17 protein-coding genes, 1 tRNA gene and 1 other RNA gene are annotated in these 19,111 nt (G+C 61.8%); 7 read left to right on the forward strand and 12 right to left on the reverse strand.

Annotated elements, in window-relative coordinates; all coding sequences use genetic code 11:
- The 5 genes from dnaX to MAIT1_RS01025 form a co-directional block, all read right to left on the reverse strand.
- A partial coding sequence (gene dnaX / locus MAIT1_RS01005; protein WP_085440160.1) for a DNA polymerase III subunit gamma/tau occupies positions 1 to 1,209 on the reverse strand: 1,209 nt, incomplete at its 3' end.
- A gap of 49 nt (positions 1,210 to 1,258) precedes the next feature.
- An RNA gene (gene ffs / locus MAIT1_RS01010) (signal recognition particle sRNA small type) lies at positions 1,259 to 1,356 on the reverse strand.
- Positions 1,357 to 1,469: 113 nt separating this feature from the next.
- A complete protein-coding gene (locus MAIT1_RS01015; protein ID WP_085440161.1) occupies positions 1,470 to 2,507 on the reverse strand; it encodes a CobW family GTP-binding protein in 1,038 nt (345 codons plus the stop codon).
- A gap of 30 nt (positions 2,508 to 2,537) precedes the next feature.
- Positions 2,538 to 3,596, reverse strand: a complete 1,059-nt coding sequence (pyrC, locus tag MAIT1_RS01020) for a dihydroorotase (RefSeq protein ID WP_085440162.1) — start codon at positions 3,594 to 3,596, stop codon at positions 2,538 to 2,540.
- A gap of 22 nt (positions 3,597 to 3,618) precedes the next feature.
- Positions 3,619 to 5,916, reverse strand: coding sequence for a bacteriohemerythrin (locus tag MAIT1_RS01025; RefSeq protein WP_085440163.1), 2,298 nt, complete (start codon positions 5,914 to 5,916; stop codon positions 3,619 to 3,621).
- A gap of 432 nt (positions 5,917 to 6,348) precedes the next feature.
- Here MAIT1_RS01025 and MAIT1_RS01035 point away from each other — a divergent pair, with 432 nt between their 5' ends.
- From MAIT1_RS01035 to MAIT1_RS01055, 5 genes are all read left to right on the forward strand, one after another.
- Entirely contained in the window at positions 6,349 to 8,979 is a 2,631-nt protein-coding gene (locus tag MAIT1_RS01035; RefSeq protein ID WP_085440165.1) for a bacteriohemerythrin, read from the forward strand.
- Between the two features lie 81 nt (positions 8,980 to 9,060).
- Positions 9,061 to 9,136: transfer RNA gene (locus MAIT1_RS01040), tRNA-Ala, on the forward strand.
- A gap of 437 nt (positions 9,137 to 9,573) precedes the next feature.
- The gene (locus tag MAIT1_RS01045) at positions 9,574 to 10,191 is read left to right on the forward strand and encodes a TetR/AcrR family transcriptional regulator (RefSeq protein ID WP_085440166.1); all 618 of its coding nucleotides are present in this window, start codon (positions 9,574 to 9,576) and stop codon (positions 10,189 to 10,191) included.
- 104 nt (positions 10,192 to 10,295) lie between these two features.
- The gene (locus tag MAIT1_RS01050) at positions 10,296 to 11,258 is read left to right on the forward strand and encodes an efflux RND transporter periplasmic adaptor subunit (protein ID WP_158089241.1); all 963 of its coding nucleotides are present in this window, start codon (positions 10,296 to 10,298) and stop codon (positions 11,256 to 11,258) included.
- Positions 11,255 to 14,497, forward strand: coding sequence for an efflux RND transporter permease subunit (locus MAIT1_RS01055; RefSeq protein ID WP_085440168.1), 3,243 nt, complete (start codon positions 11,255 to 11,257; stop codon positions 14,495 to 14,497). Before MAIT1_RS01050 ends, MAIT1_RS01055 begins: the two co-directional genes overlap by 4 nt.
- Here MAIT1_RS01055 and MAIT1_RS01060 read toward each other — a convergent pair.
- The 4 genes from MAIT1_RS01060 to MAIT1_RS01075 are packed head-to-tail and all read right to left on the reverse strand — an operon-like array spanning position 14,494 to position 16,883.
- Positions 14,494 to 14,892, reverse strand: coding sequence for a hypothetical protein (locus tag MAIT1_RS01060; protein WP_085440169.1), 399 nt, complete (start codon positions 14,890 to 14,892; stop codon positions 14,494 to 14,496). The two genes, MAIT1_RS01055 and MAIT1_RS01060, sit on opposite strands and share 4 nt — an antisense overlap.
- Positions 14,889 to 16,247 (reverse strand): recombinase family protein, encoded by a 1,359-nt coding sequence (locus MAIT1_RS01065; protein WP_085440170.1) that lies wholly within the window; start codon positions 16,245 to 16,247, stop codon positions 14,889 to 14,891. Before MAIT1_RS01065 ends, MAIT1_RS01060 begins: the two co-directional genes overlap by 4 nt.
- Positions 16,244 to 16,681, reverse strand: coding sequence for a DUF2924 domain-containing protein (locus MAIT1_RS01070; protein ID WP_085440171.1), 438 nt, complete (start codon positions 16,679 to 16,681; stop codon positions 16,244 to 16,246). Before MAIT1_RS01070 ends, MAIT1_RS01065 begins: the two co-directional genes overlap by 4 nt.
- Positions 16,682 to 16,685: 4 nt before the next feature.
- Entirely contained in the window at positions 16,686 to 16,883 is a 198-nt protein-coding gene (locus tag MAIT1_RS01075; RefSeq protein WP_085440172.1) for a hypothetical protein, read from the reverse strand.
- Between MAIT1_RS01075 and MAIT1_RS21730 the strand changes: the two genes are divergently transcribed.
- A complete protein-coding gene (locus tag MAIT1_RS21730; protein ID WP_158089242.1) occupies positions 16,882 to 17,046 on the forward strand; it encodes a hypothetical protein in 165 nt (54 codons plus the stop codon). The genes MAIT1_RS01075 and MAIT1_RS21730 overlap by 2 nt on opposite strands.
- A gap of 64 nt (positions 17,047 to 17,110) precedes the next feature.
- Positions 17,111 to 17,872, forward strand: a complete 762-nt coding sequence (locus MAIT1_RS01080; protein ID WP_085440173.1) for a hypothetical protein — start codon at positions 17,111 to 17,113, stop codon at positions 17,870 to 17,872.
- On the opposite strand, the gene MAIT1_RS01085 is transcribed toward MAIT1_RS01080, so the two are convergent.
- Genes MAIT1_RS01085 through MAIT1_RS01095 form a run of 3 tightly spaced genes read right to left on the reverse strand, consistent with a single transcriptional unit; the run spans position 17,873 to position 19,111 of the window.
- Positions 17,873 to 18,310: a lysozyme gene (locus tag MAIT1_RS01085; protein ID WP_085440174.1), complete on the reverse strand. Its 438-nt coding sequence runs from the start codon at positions 18,308 to 18,310 to the stop codon at positions 17,873 to 17,875.
- A 4-nt stretch (positions 18,311 to 18,314) separates the two neighbouring features.
- Positions 18,315 to 18,770, reverse strand: a complete 456-nt coding sequence (locus MAIT1_RS01090; RefSeq protein ID WP_198947763.1) for a hypothetical protein — start codon at positions 18,768 to 18,770, stop codon at positions 18,315 to 18,317.
- Positions 18,771 to 18,802: 32 nt separating this feature from the next.
- Positions 18,803 to 19,111, reverse strand: a complete 309-nt coding sequence (locus MAIT1_RS01095; RefSeq protein WP_085440175.1) for a hypothetical protein — start codon at positions 19,109 to 19,111, stop codon at positions 18,803 to 18,805.

A 19,111-nucleotide genomic window follows, 5' to 3' on the forward strand; every position in this document is an offset into this window, starting at 1 on the left:
GGGCGCGGCGCTCTCCGACTCCCGCGCAGCCGACTGCTGCGGCGCGGACGGCGCCGCAGGTTGCGACGGCGCCTCCGGTTGCGGCGCGCGCGCCTCCATCGCTTCGATGATTTTCGCCAATGGCGGCGTGGGGCGCAAATGCGCGGCGCGCAGCAGCAGCATCTCCAGCGCCTGTTGCGGGTCCACCGCCAAATTGAGATCGGCGCGGCCGCGCAACAGCGTCTGATAGAGCATCTGCAGATGCTCCAGCGACACGCTCTCCAGTCGCGCCACAAAATCGGCATGAGCCTGAGCGCCGAATACCGCCTCAATCCCCACCACCCGGGCGCGGGCGCCGCCGTGCAGACGCTCCAACAGATCATCCACAATGCGCAGCGGCTCCACCCCCAGCTCATGGAAACTGCGCAGCCGCTGCAGCAGCCCCGCCCCGGCGCCGCCCAGCAGCTCGGCGCAGAGTTGATCCATGGCGTGTTGGTCGGTCAGGCCGAGAATCTGTTTAACCGTATCGAAGCGCACCGCGCCCGCGCCGTGCACAATGGCCTGATCCAGCAGCGACAGCGCATCGCGCACCGAACCGTCAGCGGCGCGGGCCACCGCTTCGACGCCCGCCTCGTCCCCTTCGACCGACTCTTTTTGCAGAATCTCGCCCAGATAGCCGCTCAGGGTCTCCAGCGGCACGCGCTTGAGATCATAGCGCTGGCAGCGGCTGATGATGGTGGGCAGAATCTTGCGCACTTCGGTGGTGGCGAAGATGAATTTGACGTGGGACGGCGGCTCTTCCAGGGTTTTGAGCAGGGCGTTGAAGGCGCCCTTGGAGAGCATGTGGGTTTCGTCCAGGGTGTAGATGCGGAAGCGGCCGCTGGGTTGATACCCCACCCCGTCGAGCAGTTCGCGCATGTCATCGACGCCGGTGCGCGAGGCGGCGTCCACCTCCAGCACATCCGGGTGGTTGCCTGCTGCGATGCCGCGGCAGGCGTCACACTGGCCACACGGGTCGGCGGTCACGCCGGTCTCACAGTTGAGACACATGGCCACCAGCCGCGCCAGAGTGGTCTTGCCCACCCCACGGATGCCGGTAAACAGAAACGCTTGCGGGAGTCTGCCTTGGGTCAGCGCGTTTTTGAGCGCGCGCACCGCGTGCTCTTGTCCGATCAGATCGGCGAAGTGGCGGGGGCGCCATTTGCGCGCCAGAACCACATAAGAGGACATGGCGCCTGAATCCCCCCGGCTGTGCGAAGTGTGGGAAAGGGAGGGCGGCTCCGGTCAAACGAATTGCGGCGCACGAACAGTCCCGTTACCGCTGCTCCCTTCCGGGCCTGACGGGGTTGGCGGGCATTCGTCGCGCAAGGCCTGACCATCAACGCCGCCCATAAACGGGCGACCGCGCGCCACGCGCTAAAGCGGCGCGGCGGCGACTAAATTCAGTACAGGAGGGCGCATCATAGCGTCCGCAGCGCGCGGCGTCAACGCTAGCCCCACCGAATCGCGCACATCTCTTTTTCCAACGCGTCCCAATCGGGCCGCGCGCCCAACTCCGGCGCAATCACCTCCACCCGACTATCGCGCCAGTAGGCCACCGAATCATCCACGTCGAACTCATCGCCCACGCGATTGATCAGCACCCGCCGCGTGGGCCCGACGCGAAAGATCCCCTTCAGACGCGCCGGGCGCGTCCCCAGCACCCGCTCGACGCCGCGCAGCAGGTCAACGAGCGGTCTTTCGGAGAACATGTTGTCGGCATGGAAGATCCAGCCGCACCCAGCGTGCCCCAACCCCTGACTGAGCAGCCGCGTAGGCGCGTCCGGGGTGGGATCGGCGGCTTGCAGACGCGCATGCGGCGCGTCATGGACATGAGCATGCCCCGACTCCGCCGCCATGGCGCGCAGGGCGGTGACGTCGCGGCGGGAGCGCCCTTTCAGATCCAGAAACCCCGCATCCAGTCGTCCTTCATAGACTTCGGCGCGGGTCAATTTGGGCGGGAACAGTCCGTCGGCGAAGGCGTGAAACGCCGCCAGATCCGCCTCCTCACAGCGATCCGCCTTGGCCGCCAGCAGGATATCGGCGATGGAGGCTTGGTCGCGAAAGGTCTTCTGCCCGGCCAATTGCGGATCGGCAAGACGCCGGGGATCCACCAGACACAGCACATTGCCCATGCGTAGCCGCGTGAAATACTTGGGCTGGGTCAGCGCCTCGATCACACCGCCCGGATGCCCCAACCCGGTGGGTTCCACCAACAGACGGGCGGGTTTGACCTGGTCCAGAATCTGGCCGATGGCGGCGTCCATCTCGCCGCCCAGCGTACAGCAGATGCAGCCCCCCGCCACTTCACGAATGGCGACGCCCCCACTGCTCCCCTGCCCCATGGCGCCTTGATCAATGGCTACATCGCCAAACTCATTGACCAGCACCGCCCACGGCTGCCCCGGCTTGGCCTGCGCCAACAGGTTGCGGATCACGGTGGTTTTGCCCACCCCCAGATAACCGGTGATGATATTGACGGGAACCATAGGAGAGTCGCAGCAACAGTTTAAAGGAAATCAGAGCACGCGCCAGTTGAGCGTCTGTCCGGCGCACAGCGGAGTGACAGCCTGCGCCGGATCATCGCCCACGGGAACAGAATCCGCAATGCGGTGCGCTTCACGCGCCAACGTGACGCGACTGGACAGCGCCGACCAGCCATAGAAACGCGCGCCATTCTCGCCTACGAACGCGCTTAATTTGTCCAACGCGCCCGCCTCGGCGAACACTTGCGCCGTCAGCGGCAGCGCCGCAGGCGCGCTGAACACCCCCGCCGCCGCGCGGTCGCAGGCCTTGGCGCTGCGTGGATGCGGCGCGCTGTCCGTGCCCAGAAAAAAACGTGGGGCGTCCTCTCCGGTCACCGCGGCGACCAGCGCCAAACGGTCCGACTCGCGTTTGATCACCGGGTGACAGTAGCCGTGGGGGTTGAGCCGTCCGCCCGCCCACAGCGAACGATTGAAGGACAGGTGATGCGGCGTCACGCTGGCCGCCAGGGTCGAGGGCGCCTGACGCACAAACGTCGCCGCCGCTGCGCTGGAGATGTGCTCCAGGACGATTTTCAATGTTGGCAGTTGCGCCATCATGGGAGACAAAATGCGCTCGACAAACAGCGTCTCCCGGTCAAACGGGTCCACATCGGCATCAGAGACCTCGCCATGCACCGAGAGAATCACCCCACGCTGGGCCATGCGCTCCAACAGCGGGATCACCCGGCGCCAATCGCCCACCCCGAGTTCAGCGTTGGTGGTGGCTCCCGCCGGGTAGTATTTGACGCAGGCGATCTGAGGCGCATCGGCGATGCGGTCGATCTCATCAACAGGCGTGCGCTCAGTCAGATAGACCGCCATGCGCGGATCGAATTCGGCGCCGGGAGGAAGCGCCGTCAGGATGCGCTGACGATAGGCCAACGCCTGCGCCACCGTGGTGACCGGCGGGCTCAGATTGGGCATGACCACGGCGCGCCCGGCCCATGCGCTCTGGCCCGCCACGGCGAGCAACATGGCGCCATCGCGCAGATGCAGATGCATGTCGTCGGGACGGCGAATAATGATGGCGGCGGGGCGGTCAGCAGAGATCATAAGATGAGGCGCAGCGGGTCAATTATCGTTTCTTGGCCTGTTCGATATAGGGCGCGAAGGCGCGATCCTCTTTTTGGATATGGTGCACCAGCCAGTCGCGCAGGAAGGCCATCACCTCACGCATGACGCTACTGCCTTTGCCCTCGTATTTGACCATTATATTGTGCAGCTCGGCATTGAGTTTGGCGTGGCTGCGGGCATGCTTGTCGGCATCGGGGTAGTTGATCTGACGCAGCACCGCCTCCTCACGGGCGAAGTGCTCGGTCACATAACCGCTCAACTGCTCCAACACCTCCGCCAGCACCGATCGTCCGCCTCCCGACAACATGGCGGAGTTGAGGTTGTTGATCATATCCACCATACGCTTGTGATCTTTATCGATCGCCTCATGGCCCACCGTCATACTGGCGGCGTCCCACAGCACCACCGGGGTGGCGTCGGGCCCCAACATGCTCTCAAGATAGACCTCATCCAGCAGCACGAACAGACGCGCGCGCAGATCATTGAATTGGGCGAAACGCTCCTGCGCCTGAGCCAACTCCCCGGAAACGATCAAGGCGGAGACCTCCCGCGCGGTTTCGTGCACCTTCTCATGCACCGTGCCGAGTTCAGCGAACTTGCCCAACTTGGCAAACTGCTGCCCTTCACCGTAATACCACTGGCCAAAGGCGCAATCCCGCGCCGCGCTCACATCCTCGGGACGCAGCGTTTCGCATCCATTGAGCGCCCGCTGCAAACGGTTGAGCCAAGCCAGGTGCGCCTCTTTCACCGCCAGGGCGTCGAATGGCGGTTCGCCCACATACAAGCCGGTGCGCACCACGCTCAGCGCGTCGCTGGTGGCGTGCACGATATCGGTGAGAATGCCCAACTCCCCCGCCGCCACCCCATGCATGCGATTGACCAGTTCAAACGCCTGATCGGCCTCAATACGCACATTCTGAGACGCTTTGCGGGTGCGTTCGGAAGAGCTGAGAATGGACAGAGCGAAGGATTTGGCGTCCGCAGCCTGTTTGGCTGACTCCTCCGCCTCCGCCGTGGCCGCTTCGGCGGCGCGGGCGATATTATTGGCGCCGTTGGCCGCATCAGCGGCCCCTCGCGCCACCTCTTCGGCGGCGTGCGCCATCTCTGCGGCGCGCTGAGTCACCGCCGTCACCGCCTCGGAGACGCCATTCATGCTCTGCGAGATGCCGCCCACAATCTCGGTCTGCTCATCCACCGCCAGAACGATCTCGTGGTTGGCGTCGCTCACCGCGTCGATGACATGGGAGATCTCCTGCGCCGCATGGGACGCGTCGCTCGCTTGACCGCGAATCTCTTCAATATGCTCCACAATCACGTCGGTGGCGCTGGCCACCTGGCCAGCCAACGCCTTGACCTCGGCGGCCACCACTGCAAACCCCTTGCCCGACTCACCGGCGCCCGCCGCCTCAATGGCGGCGTTGAAGGCCAGCATGTTGGTCTGGTCGGCGATATTGTTGATCAACTCCACCACATCGCCAATTTTACTGGCCGAGGTCGCCAGACGCTGCATCACCGCCATCGCCTCCCCTGCGCGGGCGTCGGCTTGAGCGGCTTTCTCACTAGCGCGCTGACACTGCTGACGGATGCCGCCCAAGGCGCCGGTCAACTGACCGATGGCGTCGGCGGTCTCTTTGGCTGAATCACTTACCTGGGTCAAGCGCGCATTGACGCGCCCCACGTTATTGCGCATGCCGTCGGCCGCTTGCGCCATGTCATTGACCACCCCCGAAGCGGCGCTGGCCTCATCAGCAATGCCGCCAATGGCTTCCGAGAGGGTGTCGGCGGATTGCGAAATCACGTCGATGTTGGCGCTGGCCTGACTCACCGAATCCTTGATGTCATCGATCTCTCGACCCAGGGTGTCGTTGTTGGTCACCACCTTTTCGGTCAAATTGCGCGCATTCTGGGCGTCGCTCACCAGCGCCTTTTTCACCAAAGTAAGCTGACGCACCGAAGCCGCAACGCTATCCGACTGCAAAATCACGCCATTGAGGGTGCGCGCCAGCGCGCCGGTCAGGGCGTTCATGGCGCCCACCACGCCGCGCATCTCCGCCTTGGCGCGGTTGGCGTTGGCGCGCTGACTCAAATCCCCCGAGGCAAGCTTGGCCAATTGGCCGTTCACCAAGGAGATTTGACGCATAATGCCGCCCAGGAACACCCACTGCGCCAATGCGCCCAACAGCGCCGCCAGCAGAGCCCAGGCCATCAGCGACAGCTCGCCGGCCACCAAACTCAGACCCAGCCCGACCAGCAGAAGCAGACAAAACACAAAAAGAGTCAATTGCTTGCGAATGGACATATCGCGCGCGCCACATCCTCGTCAGAAGTTCGGGGAATTGGATAACAAATTGATTCAATTGAGGCGCCAACAGTGTACACCGGTCGCCATGGCAAGTTGAAAGAATTTCTCAAAAAGAAAGGGGGAAGAGAAGATAAAACCGCGCTCAAATCCTGCAAAAGCAAGCGTGCCCGCCTTCCACCTGATCCGCCCCTGCAAAAACCCCGTCTTCTCAAAAAAATATAACCTGCAATATTCCATAAACTTAGACTTCACACTTTCGCAACAAACACAGAACAGGATTGCAACTGCCCCATTAGGTGCGAATAATCGGGAGTATTTGTAAATAGGCATGATTCAGCCGCACCGCCCCAATTTGGTTGGGGCAGCGCCAGAGCGCAGGGCAAAATTCGTCCGACATTGCGCGTTGCGCGTCAATTTATCGAGGAACGCATGAAACCGATTACGAAAGTGGACGTCGCCCGCGGCATTTGCTGGGTTGAAGCGCCGGAAGCCAACCTGTACATGCTGTGCGGCTGTCCGGCTGACAGCATCAAGCACTTGATGAAACGCGGCTTGGTGGTGCCCGCCGAGGATAATGGCGTCCCTTTTGAAACCGGTCCCAACACCATCCTGCTGTCGGACGTGCTGCTGCAAAACGGTCAATTCTCCAATATGGCCGAGTTCCCCGTACTGCAGATGCTCTACCGCCAGGGCATGATCATCCCCAACCATCCGCGCAACACCGGCGAGAAGCCGCGCCTGATCGGTCACCGCGATCAGGTCACCGCGCAGATGCGCTATATCTATCGCGGCAACTACGGCCTGCACAACGAGCAGGAGTTGATTGAAGCGGGCGCCTCTCCCGAGCAGGCGCGGGCGATGATCCGCATGAAACTCAGCTTTGCGTTTGGCAAAATTCGCCACAGCGATGAGTTTCTCGACACGCTCTTCATTGAAGGGCAGGAGGTGGAGATCAAGAACGGCGTCACCATTCGCCGTCTGCAGGTCAACGTCTTCGAGATTCGTTTTAAAGGGCACTCGGTCACCGTCGACCTCAATCTGGCCCCGCTGGAGCGCTATGAGTCCCCCTACCCCCTGGGCTACCATCAGATTCGCCGCGAATACTTCTCGGTGGTGCATTCGGGCAATGGCGACGGCTGGGACGTCAACCGCCCCAGCATGTCCAGCATTCTGATGTTCCAGGGCAAGATCTATCTGATCGACGCCGGCCCCAGCATCGAAAACAGCCTGATCTCCCTGGGCATCGGCATCAATGAGATCGAGGGGATCTTCCACACCCACTCCCATGATGACCACTTTGCTGGCTTGGCCAGCCTGATTCGCGCCGACCGGCGTTTGAAGTACTACGCCACGCCGCTGGTGCGCGTCTCGGTGTCCAAGAAGCTGGCGGCGCTGCTCTCCATCGACGAGCAGAACTTCGCCCACTACTTCGAGGTGCACGATCTGGCCTATGACGCCTGGAACAATATCGAAGGGCTGGAGGTCAAGCCGCAGTTTTCGCCCCACCCGGTGGAGACCAGCATCTTCCAGTTCCGCACTTTGTGGGAGGATGGCTACCGCTCCTACGCTCACTTTGCCGACATCGTGGCGTTGAGCGTACTCAAGGATATGGTCACCGACGACCCGGAGAAGCCCGGCGTCAGCCAGCAGATGTACGATGAGGTGAGCCGGACCTACCTGACCCGCACCGACGTCAAGAAGATCGACTGCGGCGGCGGCATGATTCATGGTCAGGCCGAAGATTTCACCGACGATGAGTCGGGCAAAATCATCATCTCACACATGGCGCGGGATCTGACCGACCATGAGAAGGAGATCGGCTCCGGCGCCCCCTTTGGCGCCACCGAGGTGCTGATTCCCGCCTGCCAGGACTATATCCTGCGGGTGGCGTTCCACTTCCTGCGCTCGCACCTGCCCACCGCGCCGCTACACCAGCTGCGCATGCTGCTCAATAACGACACCGCGCTGCTCAACCCGGAGAGCATCATCCTCAAAGCCGGGGCCAAGCCCACGGATCTCTATCTGGTGCTCACCGGCAACGTGGAGGTGATCGACGCCGAGGCCAACCTGCGCTCCCAGGTCTACGCCGGCACCCTCATCGGCGAGCAGCCCTGTCTGCATGATCAAGGCTCCACCCGCACCTATCGCGCCACCAGCTTTGTGCAGGCGCTGAAGATCCCCACCGAACTGTTCAGCCGCTTTGTGGAGATCAACCATCTGCGCGAGGATCTGGATCGGTTGCGCATCTACCGCAACTTCCTGGAGAAGACCCGGCTGTTCAGCGAGAGCATTGGACAGGCCACGCAGAACCGCATCACCCAAGCCATGGGCTCGGAGAACTACGCCCGCGGCCACGACTTCCGCCATGCCGATGGCCGCATGCTCTATCTGATCAAGTCCGGCTCCATCACCTGCAAGTTGGGCGAGATCCACGCCGAGACCCTCAAGCCGGGCGACTTCTTTGGCGAAGAGAGCGCGATTTTCGACACCAGCTCCATCTTCACCTTTATTGCCGCCGAGGAGACCGAGTGCTACCTGATTCCCGGCGGACTGCTGCGTGATGCGCCCATCGTGCGCTGGAAACTGTTTGAGGCGTTTGAACGCCGCATGCAGCTGCTCTCGAAGATGGACGATGAGAACGACAGCGTGTTCAACTGGCGCAATGAATACGCCCTGGACGTGCCGGAGATGGATGCGCAGCACATCAAACTGTTCGAACTGGGGGAGAAGTTCTCTGAAGCTTCCCTGAACGGCGACGCCACCGCCGCCCAACGCGAAGAGCGGCTCGATGCGCTGATCAGCTTAAGCATTGAGCACTTTGCCAATGAAGAGGCGATGTTGCGTCAGGTGGGCTTCCAGCATCGCCGGGAGCATCAGGCGCGCCACGAGAGCCTCATTCGTCAGGTGCATGCGGAAAAAGAGCGCCTTGCAGCGCATGAGTTCCGCATGGATGAAGGCTTCAACAGCTTCTTCAAGGATTGGATCGTGCGCCACATTCTCATTGAGGACCGCAAGTACGCCGCGTTCCTGAAGAATCAGGCGCAGTCCTACATTATTTAATCAAAATCGGGGTTCTGATTTTTTCCTCTTGCCAAAACCACTCCCTTCAGACAGTATAAGGGGATTCACTGAACGGGAAATGGGGCCGTAGCTCAGTTGGGAGAGCGCTAGAATCGCACTCTAGAGGTCGAGGGTTCGACTCCCTTCGGCTCCACCAAATTGATTTTAAAGGGAATTCTCCCTTCAAAGGCCGCCCAACCGGGCGGCCTTTTTGGTTCAAAATTCCCCAACAAATCCAACGGTTACGGGGAGTGCCTCCCAGGGTCCGGTTTCCCGCCGTGGTCGGGGCAACGCCCAGTAGGCCCGATTCCGGCCCCATATCCTCTCTTTCTCTCTCTGCCCGTGGACTTTTGCCCATCCGACCACGGATTTCAAAATGGGCAGTTTCCTATGCAAAAACAGCATATTCTGACGCTGCCGATTTTTCGGCTGTTTTGACCTCCATTCGATGGAATGGGGGCAGAGACGAACCCGCGCTGAAAGGTTGACCCTCAAGTTAGAGGATTGGTGTCTTTGTGCTATTTCCACCGACTGTTTGACAAGAAGAAAACGATTGGGCAGAATCTCTAACGAACGTTAGATAGAGAGGTTGCTGTGACCATATTGAACAATCCCAAGGAGTTCTCGGAAACCGCGCTCTCCATCCTCGAGCACGCTATTCCGCTGTTCGCGGAAAAAGGCTATGCAGGCGTTTCCATGCGGGAGATCGCCCAGGCCGTGGGGATCCGTGCGGCGACCATCTACCACCACTTTCCCAACAAGGAAGCCCTGCATCTGGGGGCCATGGCCCTTGCCTTCGCCGACAAGGCGGAAGGCATGGCGCAGGCCCTGTCGGAACCGGGAACGCCTCAGGATCGGTTGCGCCGATTGATTTTCCGCTTTACCGAGCTGATGAGCCGGGACCGCAATTTCCGCCTGCTGCTGCAACGGGAGCTGATGGATGGCGACGAAGCGCGATTGAAAGTTTTGGCTGAGAAAGTGTTCAAGGACCAGTTCAACGGTCTGGCCGAATTGGCCGCTTCGGTTTCCCCCGGCTGCGATGCCCACCTGCTGGCCATATCCATGGCGGGGCTGGTGCTCTATCACCTGGAGACCGGCCCCATCCGCAAATTTCTCCCGGGCGGTCGTGTGGAACACGACGATCCTTCCGTCATTGCCGGGCATGTCACCACCATCCTGCTGCATGGCATGGGGGGGTGTGCCAAACCATGACTTCCAGTCGAACATGGGGCTTGGTCTCGATCATCCTGTTCGCGGTGACTGCGCCTGTTTGGGCAACCGGACCAGAGGTGGGGCCTGACCGGATTTGGCGTGGGTTGGCGCTTGCCACCGTGGAGAGGCGGGCCATTCCTCTTGTTTATGAATCCCCCGGTCATGTCATGGCCAGAGAGTCCATTGCCGTAGCCTCGCGCATCACCGGTTTTGTGGAACAGGTCGCGGTGGAGATCGGGGATGTGGTGGAGAAAGGCGCATTGCTGGTTGCCCTGGATGACACCCAGATCGAAAGGAGCATTGCCGAAGCGGAAGCGGCATTGGCGGCGGCCCGTCTGGATATGGAGGATGCCCGGCGGGATGTGGCCAAGTATCAGGCCTTGCTTGAAAAGCAGACCGGCTCCCGGGAGCGGCTGGAGAAAAGCCGATTGCGCCTTGATCTGGCCCGGGTGGAGGTAGAACGCGCCACAGCGGTGCTTAGGTCGCTCAAGGCCGAACGGGTCTATATCCGTATGGTTTCACCATTCAAGGCACGCATCACAGGCCGTTCGGTTGATCCGGGAGCCTTGGCCACGGTGGGAGCGCCTCTTCTCCACCTGGAACGTGTCGGGCAACAGGAATTCGAAACACGGCTGCCACGCCGATTTCTCGGGCATTTGGCTCCGGCTGGGTCGGTCATGATCCGGCTGGACGGCGGGACGGAATGGATCCGCGCCATAGTGAGCCATGTCGTGGAGGTGGTTGATCCCAATTCAGGAACGGGGTTGGTCCGGGCGATACTGCCCGAGGCGTTGACCATCCCCTCCGGCACGTTCGGCACGCTTCATCTGACGGTTGGGCATGATGACGGTATGGTCGTTCCCAAGGCAACGCTCACCCTGCGAGCGGGGGTGACGGGCTGTTTCCAACAAACGGCGGACGGGACCTTGCGTTTCCGTGCCGTACGAACAGGGAGAAATCTGGCCGACGGACAGGTCGAGATCCATTCCGGGTTGAATGGGGATGAAGAGTTGGTCGTCGATCCTCCCAGGCTGCTCCGTGACGGTGATCGGATGGCGATGCCATGATGCCGGAGCGTCTCAACTGGCCGGGCCGTTTGGCGCGGGCCTTTGTCGCTTCACGTCTGACCCCTCTGATGGCTGTGGCGATACTGCTGTTTGGCGTGATCGGCCTGACCTTCACGCCACGGGAGGAAAACCCCCAGATCATCGTCCCCGCCGCCGAGGTGGCCATCGCATTCCCCGGCCATTCCCCCACCGAGGTTGAACACCTGCTGCTCTCCCCTCTGGAAGCCGAACTGGCGGCTATCGATGGGGTGAAGAATATCCACGGGGTCGCCCTCGATGGCGCGGCCCAGGTGATGGTGGAATTCCGCGTGGGACAGGATCCTGAGAGGTCTCTGGTCCGCCTCTATGACCGAGTGCTGGGCTACTCTTTGCCCCCCGGAGCGGGAGAGCCGCGCATCCGGCGTATCGACGTGGACGATGTTCCGGTCTTCACCGTAACGCTGGCCTCGGCATCCCATGACGACCATGCCTTGCGCCGCATGGCCCAGCGAGTCTTGGAACGGTTGCGGTCAACCCCCGGCGTCGGGCGTGGCCGGATCGTCGGCGGGCGCAGTCGTGAGGTGCGGATTGAAACCACGCCGGAGCGCCTGCAGGCATCCGGCATGACGCTGAATGGACTGGTGGCGGCCCTGGGGGCTGCGGATCACTATCGACCCATTGATCATCGAGTCCATGTTGGGGAAAACCATTCACTGCGGCTGTCGTCCCGCCTGGCCTCAGTCCAAGATGTGGCGCGGATCGTTGTGGGCCGGTTCGATGGCGGTCTGGTTCGGGTGGAAGATATCGCTGATGTAGTGGATGGTCCCACTGAAGAGCCTGACAGCTTGACCCGTTTCCTTTACGGCGCTGCGGACAGCCGTTCGATTGAGATGGATGGTGCGGGCATGGCGGCCGTCACGGTGGCCATCGCCAAACGCCCCGGAGTCAATGCGGTGGACCTGACCGCCGCGTTGCGCCAGCGGCTGGCCACTATGGAAAAAGGGTTCCTGCCCCCCGGGGTGCATCAGGAGATCACCCGGGACGATGGCCACAAAGCGGACCGGACTGTGACCATCCTGGTGGAACATCTCTTCATCGCCATCGGCGCGGTGACCCTGGTGCTCTGGCTGTTTTTGGGATTCCGAGCAGCGGCCATGGTGGCCATCACCATTCCGCTGGTTTTCGCCGTGGTGATGGGAATGGACCTGCTGGCGGGGCCGACGCTCAACCGCATCACCCTCTACGCCCTGATCCTGGCCCTGGGCATGCTGGTGGATGACGCCATCGTGGTAGCGGAAAACACCCACAGGCACTTCCATGGCCTACCTCTGAAAGCCACCAACGAGCAGCGCATCGCGGCGGCGGTCACCGCCACCCACGAGATCGGCAACCCCACCACGCTGGCCACCTTCACCGTGGTGCTGGTCTTTCTTTCCCTGACCCTGGTCAGTGGCATGCTGGGGCAGTATTTCATGCCCATCACCTTCAACGTGCCGGTGGCGATGATCGCCTCCCTGATCATCGCCTACAGCATGATGCCATGGCTTGCCCGGGGGTTCATGAAGACCGATGGTGGGGAGGCCGGGGAAAGCCACGGCTGGTTGGAGCGGGGCTATCGTGGCTTCATGCTGCATCTGTTGAACCATGGGGTGACACGCTGGCTGGTCTACCTGGGCATCTTCGGCCTGTTGGTGCTGGCCCTGTTGCAACCGGCCTGGCAGTTCGTGCGGCCCCAGGGGATTGCCGGGGAAGTCTCCCCTCTGGGAATTCCTCTGGCCTTTCTGCCCAAAGATGACAAAAACACCTTCCTGGTGCATATCCATCTTCCGGAAACTACGCCACTGGAAATCACCGACCGGGCGGCCCGGGAGGTGGAAGCACTACTGCGGGTTCATCCAGAGGTGCGCAACCTCCAGACCCATGTTGGTTTTCCTGCGGTGATTGACTTCAATGGCCAGCTCAAGGGAAGCGGCGGCAATATCGGGCCACAATTTGCTGAGGTCCGGGTCAACCTGACCGACAAGGGGAGCCGGGACCGCACCTCCATCGAAATCGTTCAGGCGCTGCGGGAGCCGGTGGCCCGCATTGCGGCCCGTTACCCCGGAGGCATCATTCAACTGGTGGAGGATCCCCCCGGCCCCCCCGTGCGGGCGACGGTGCTGGCGGAACTGTACGGCCCGGATATCGACCGGTTGGAACGGCTGGGAAAACGGGTGGTGGAGGCATTCCGGAACACATGGGACATGGCCGAGGTGTGGGCCAGCATGCCGTTCGATGTCAAGGAGTACCGCTTTTCCCTGCGCCGTAACCGGATCGCCATGGCCGGTTTGACTGCCGCTCAGGTGGGTGATGCCCTGACTATGATGTTGGCGGGAGGAACCCTGGCCCATCTGCACCCGGGCGAAGAACGCGAGCCGGTGCCGATCCGTTTGCATATTCCCCGGCGGCATCGTGTTGACCCCGATATGCTGGAGCGGGCCTTTATCGATGGGCCGGAGGGTCGGCGCATTCCCCTATCCGAACTGGTGGACGTGTCCATGACAAGCGTGCCACGCCCCATCCATCACAAGAACGGAGAGCGCGTGGTTCTGGTGGGGGGGGAGCTGGCCGCCTCGGCCCCGGTCTACGCGGTGCTGGATCTGGACCGTCGTCTGGATGGCATGAAGTTGGAACAGGGTGAAATCCTTGAAACGGGCAATCTGCGCTTCAACCCCGTCCGCCCCGAGATTCTCGAAGGCTACCGTTTGTTGTGGGAGGGTGAACTGCGCCTGACGCTGGATGCTTTCCGGGACATGGGACTTGCTCTCGGCATGGCGTTGGCGGCGGTCTTTTTTCTGTTGGTGGGCTATTACCGCCGGTTTCGGCTCCCCATTCTGGCCATGACGGTGGTGCCACTGGCCTTCATCGGCGTTTTTCCCGGCCATTGGTTGCTGGGGCAATCCTTTTCCGCCGCCTCCATGGTGGGGGTGATCGCCCTGGCCGGCGTGGTGGTGCGCAACTCCCTGTTGATCATCGATTTCGCCCGGGAGTATCGCAAAAAGGGGTTTGAGCCGGACGCTTCTGCCCTGGAAGCAGGAGCCGTTCGTCTGCGGCCCATTTTGTTGACCACCCTGGCCATCGTTCTGGGGACCGCCATCATGGTGCCGGATCCGGTTTTCGGCGGCTTGGCCATCGCCCTGATTTTTGGCTCGGTCAGCTCAGCGTTGTTTGGATTGGTGGTGGTGCCTTTGCTCTATCGGGCTTGGAATCTCAAAACCTAGAAGAAATACTCCTTTTGATCTTTCCAAACCAACGAAAATGGGCTCCTAAGCGACTCCAGGCTGATGGTGTCGGGATAAGACCCATCAAGAATGGACTCGACAATCTCTGGAGCCAGAGAATTCAGGCGCAGGGTGCGGGCCATGAAGGATTTGTCCACCCCCTCCTGGCGGGCCAGGTCCTTGATGGTGGCCGCTGCGCCGTTCTCCAGCATACTCTGCCAGCGGCGGGCCTTGGCCAGGGCGCGCACCACCGGGTCGTCATGGAACCGGTCCGGTTCGTCGCCCGTCCTGGCGGCTCCCGAGGTGACGATGACCTTCTTGCCGCCGCGCCGCCGGAGCGCCATGGGGATGTGAATGTGGAGGATAGTTCCGTCGTCGGACAATCGCGTTCTCATGCCACGTTCCTCTCTTCCTCGTTGACCAGTTCATCCACCAGCGCACCCAGGCCGTCCACCCGCAGGCGCAGGTCGATGCCGGTGGTGGTGACCACCATGGATTCCACCAGCAGTTTGAGCAGCCGATTCTGCTCCAAGGGGAAAAGCTCCTCCCACACCGGATCCAGGCTGGTCAGTTGCTTGATGACCGTGCGATCCGGGCGCTTCGCGCCGTTCCGCTTGACCTGCTGAAGGGCTTTGGCGACCACTTCCGGCGTCTGAATGAGCCGGCGGACATGGTCCAGAACCAGCCGCTCCAACTCCGCCGCCGGCACGCTGGGCAGCCGGCATTGGTCGTGACCGGCCCGGGCGGCGTTGATGCAGATGTAATAGCGGTACTGGATCTGCCCCTTCTTGCGGGAGTGGGTCGGTTTCATGGCCATGTCGCAGTGGCCGCAGCGCACCAGCCCCTTGAGGGGAAACGGCGTCTGCCCCCTGGGCAATGTCGTCCGGTCCCGCCGGTGCTCATCGATGAGGCCGTGGACCCGATCCCAAAGCTCCTGGGTGATGATGGGCTTGTGTCTGCCGGGGAACGACTCCCCCTTGTAGGTCGCCTCCCCCAGGTAGACCCGGTTCTTGAGGATGCGGTACAGCGCCGCCTTGTGGATCGGCTTGCCCGGACGATGCACCCCGGAAGCCGTGGTCCAGCTTTTGTTCTGGATGCCGGCGGCGCGCAGATCCCGCACCACCTGGGTCGGCGATCCGCACTCGGCGAAGCGGCGGAAGATGTAGCGCACCTGTTCGGATTCATCCCGATTGATCACCAGTTCCCTGCTGCGGATGTCGTATCCCAACGGGGGGTGGCCGCCCATCCAGAGGCCCTTCTGGCGGGATGCGGCATACTTGTCGCGGATGCGGTCTGCCGTGGTCTCTCTTTCGAACTGGGCAAAACTCAAAAGAATGTTCAGCGTCAGCCGCCCCATGGAGGTGGCGGTGTTGAACGACTGGGTGACGCTGGTGAAGGTGATGCCGTGGCGCTCGAAGGTCTCCATCAGCCGGGTGAAATCGGCCAGGGAGCGGGAAAGCCGGTCGATCTTGTAGACTACCACGCATTTCACCTTGCCGGACTCGATGTCAGCCATGAGGCGTTTCAACGCCGGGCGGTTGGTGTTGCCGCCGGAATAGGCCGGATCGTCGTAGTGGTCGGAAACCGGAATCCACCCTTCCGCCTTCTGGCTGGTGATGTACGCCAGACAGGCTTCCCGTTGCGCCTCCAGGGAGTTGAACTCCTGGTCCAGCCCCTCGTCGGTGGATTTGCGGGTGTAGACGGCGCAGGGAACCTTGGCCGTGGTGTCGATGGCGGTTTTGCGGCTCATGGCTTGCCACCCTTCCGCAGGCCGAAGAACAGCGGCCCCGACCAGTGGGTGCCGGTGATGGCCTTGGCCACGCCGGACAGGCTGCGGTATTTCCGGCCCTGGTATTCGAAGCCCACCTCCAGGATTGTCACCACATGCTCGACGCCCTTCCATTCACGGATCAACCGCGCCCCTGGGGCAGGCAGGGCCGTGTCGGCGCGCAGGGTGCTGATCGGCTTTTGAACCGCCTCCCCCCTGGCCAGGCCATCGAGGATGGTTTCCGCCGTCTGGGACAGCCCGCCATGGGCCAGCTCCTGGATGCGCCACGCCAGACGCCGGACCAGGTAGTGCTTCCCGGCTTGGGGCGGGTCGGCTTCGAACAGGCTGCGCCAGAGTTGGTTGAGTTCCTGGGTGGATTTTTTCGGCAGCCCAGCGATTTCTGCAAGCACCGTCATGATTTCACTCCTCCATTCTGTTATTGTGGACGGTGTCATGAGGGCTCGTTTGGTTGCCGTTATCCAGGGAATAACTCTCTGGTTTCCCGGATTCTCCGGACTTCTTGAGTTGTAAGCGAATGACGCCGGCGGCGAGGATCGCGGCGACCTCATCCAGGCGCTGGTCGGGTGGCATCTGGTCGGGGTGGATGGTGTTGATCATGGCACGGCTCCAAACATTCGTTGATCCTGTCTTCAGGATCCCGGAAGTCGAGGAAGGGAAAAATATCGGAACCCTGCAAGGAAAAGGTTTCGATGCCGGGAGACTGCCTTCAAGGCAGAGTCAATTGATTGAAAAAGTGATGGATTATCCGTTCCCGCGTTGAAGCTGTCAGGCGGCGGTGCGGAATGAATTGATGGGATATGAGGACATGAGGAGGAACATGAGGGATGCCCGCACGACGAGACATTGACCCGCCACGGCTGGTTTCACTGAAACAGGCGGTGTTCTGGATCGCCTTCGACGCCTACAACGGTCCTTCAGCCGAGCAGGTGCGGCGGTTCAAGGATCAGGCTGAGGGTTCTCCCGAGGCTTCACCTGGGGGAATGTCCCCGGAGCAACTGCGCGTGAAAGCCGAAGAGCGGGCGTGGCAGGAATTGCGGGAGGCGTTGGGACAGGGAGATCTGTTGGCGAAGGGAAGATTTTCAGACCAGCGCATTCGCCAGCAGTGGCGGGTCATCAATCCGGATGAAGCCTGGGAGATGCACGCCGCCAACCCGACTTCCATCCCAGCCCAGCATTGGCTGGAGGGGAATGTGGATTGGCGGACGGGAACGTTGACCTTCAGAGGCGGCCAGTACATCGAGGTCGCGATTCCCGAACCTCTCCTGCACTGCCTGTGGCCCGATCCTTCCCTGGTTGGAGCGCAGGAATCTCCCGCAAGCCGCTGGAAGAGTGGCAAGCCAGCCCTGCGGAGCGCTCCCACGGAACACCTGGAGCTGATCAACAAGGCCGTGGCGCATTTTTGGGTCGATGGCCGTGAGCCCACGGCAACCAAAACCGAGATCGTGGATTGGCTCGTGCAGCATCAGGCGGACGGGCAACCGGTCTCGGACAATCTGGCCCAGGCCATCGGCACCATGATTCTGCCCCTTCACCTTCGGAAGGGTGGCATCAAATCGCAGAAGTGGATGGGGAATCGGAAAAGATGATCAGGCGGACTGGTACAGCAGGCCTTCCGCCTCACGGCGGCGGATCAGCCCCTTCAATTTCCGCCCCCCGGCCCAGACCCAGCGCAGGAATTCGCGGGGGACATCCTCGTGCTCTTCCCGGTTGACCTTGCGGCGGAGCGTGGAGCGCTGCAAGGCCCCGGAACCCAGGTTGAAGGTGAAGGAGACCAGGGCGTCGAACTGGCCATCCGACAGAGGGGTGTCGACCAAGCGCAAGACCGCCTGTTCGGCCCAGGCCACGTCCTGTTTGAGCAGTACCTCCGCATCAAGACGGGAGATGGGTTCCTCGAACGTTTCTCCCTGGCGAACGACATGCCCATAGCCGATGGTGGGCCAGCCGGCGGGACAGATGTAGACGGTCGGGCTGAACCCCTCGAACCGCTTGATCAGGTTCAGCCCCTCTTCGGTGATGTGGCGCATGTCGTCACCCCTTCCGGAACTTGGTCAGCGCCCGCTGTCCAAACCAGAAGGACATGACCGCCGCGAACAGGGCCGACGTCTCCTCATCCCAGATCTTCGGCAGCGCTTCCACGACCGACAGGTCCGCATGCTGGGCCAAGGACCACAGCGCCGCACCCTTCACGGCGACGAACAGCATGAAGAAGGCATAGGTGATGACGGGACGCACGGAACCCCGCAGACCATCGATCCACCGCACTCCCGTGGGCTGAACGGTCTGGTACAGGGCCTTGCTTTCCTCGATATCCGCCTGGATCTGAATTTCCTCCAGACGCTGCTGATGCCCGAGCCGGAGCTGATCCATCTGGCGATCCAGAATGGCCAACTCGTGGTTGCGGTCCTGGCGTTCGCGGAACATGCGCAGGATCTCGGGGAATGCGCTGGAGATGAAGCCCAACAGGCTTCCGAGCAGAGTCAACATGGGATGTCTCCGTGATTGGGGGTTGGGGTGATTCAGGGAAGCGCTTTTTTGCAGCTGGGGTTCTCGGTCTGGTACTTCATGACCTGACGGAACAACTCGTCGATGCGCTGATTGGTCCGGTCCTGCGCCTTCTCGATCCGCTCCAGGTGCGGGAGGAGTTCATCCTTGCGGACGAATTCCTTCTGGACGGTTTCGATCCGCTCATGGATGCGCACCACCTTCTGCCCAACAGACTGATCCAGCGCCTCGATGCGGCCCAGCAGATAGCGCATGACGCCCCACAGCCCGCCGGCCAGTGAGACCACGAAGCCAAGAAGCTTGAGGATTTCCTCGGTTTCCAT

Origin of the sequence: Magnetofaba australis IT-1 (genome assembly GCF_002109495.1) — a bacterium.
In the GTDB taxonomy this organism is placed as follows: domain Bacteria; phylum Pseudomonadota; class Magnetococcia; order Magnetococcales; family Magnetococcaceae; genus Magnetofaba; species Magnetofaba australis.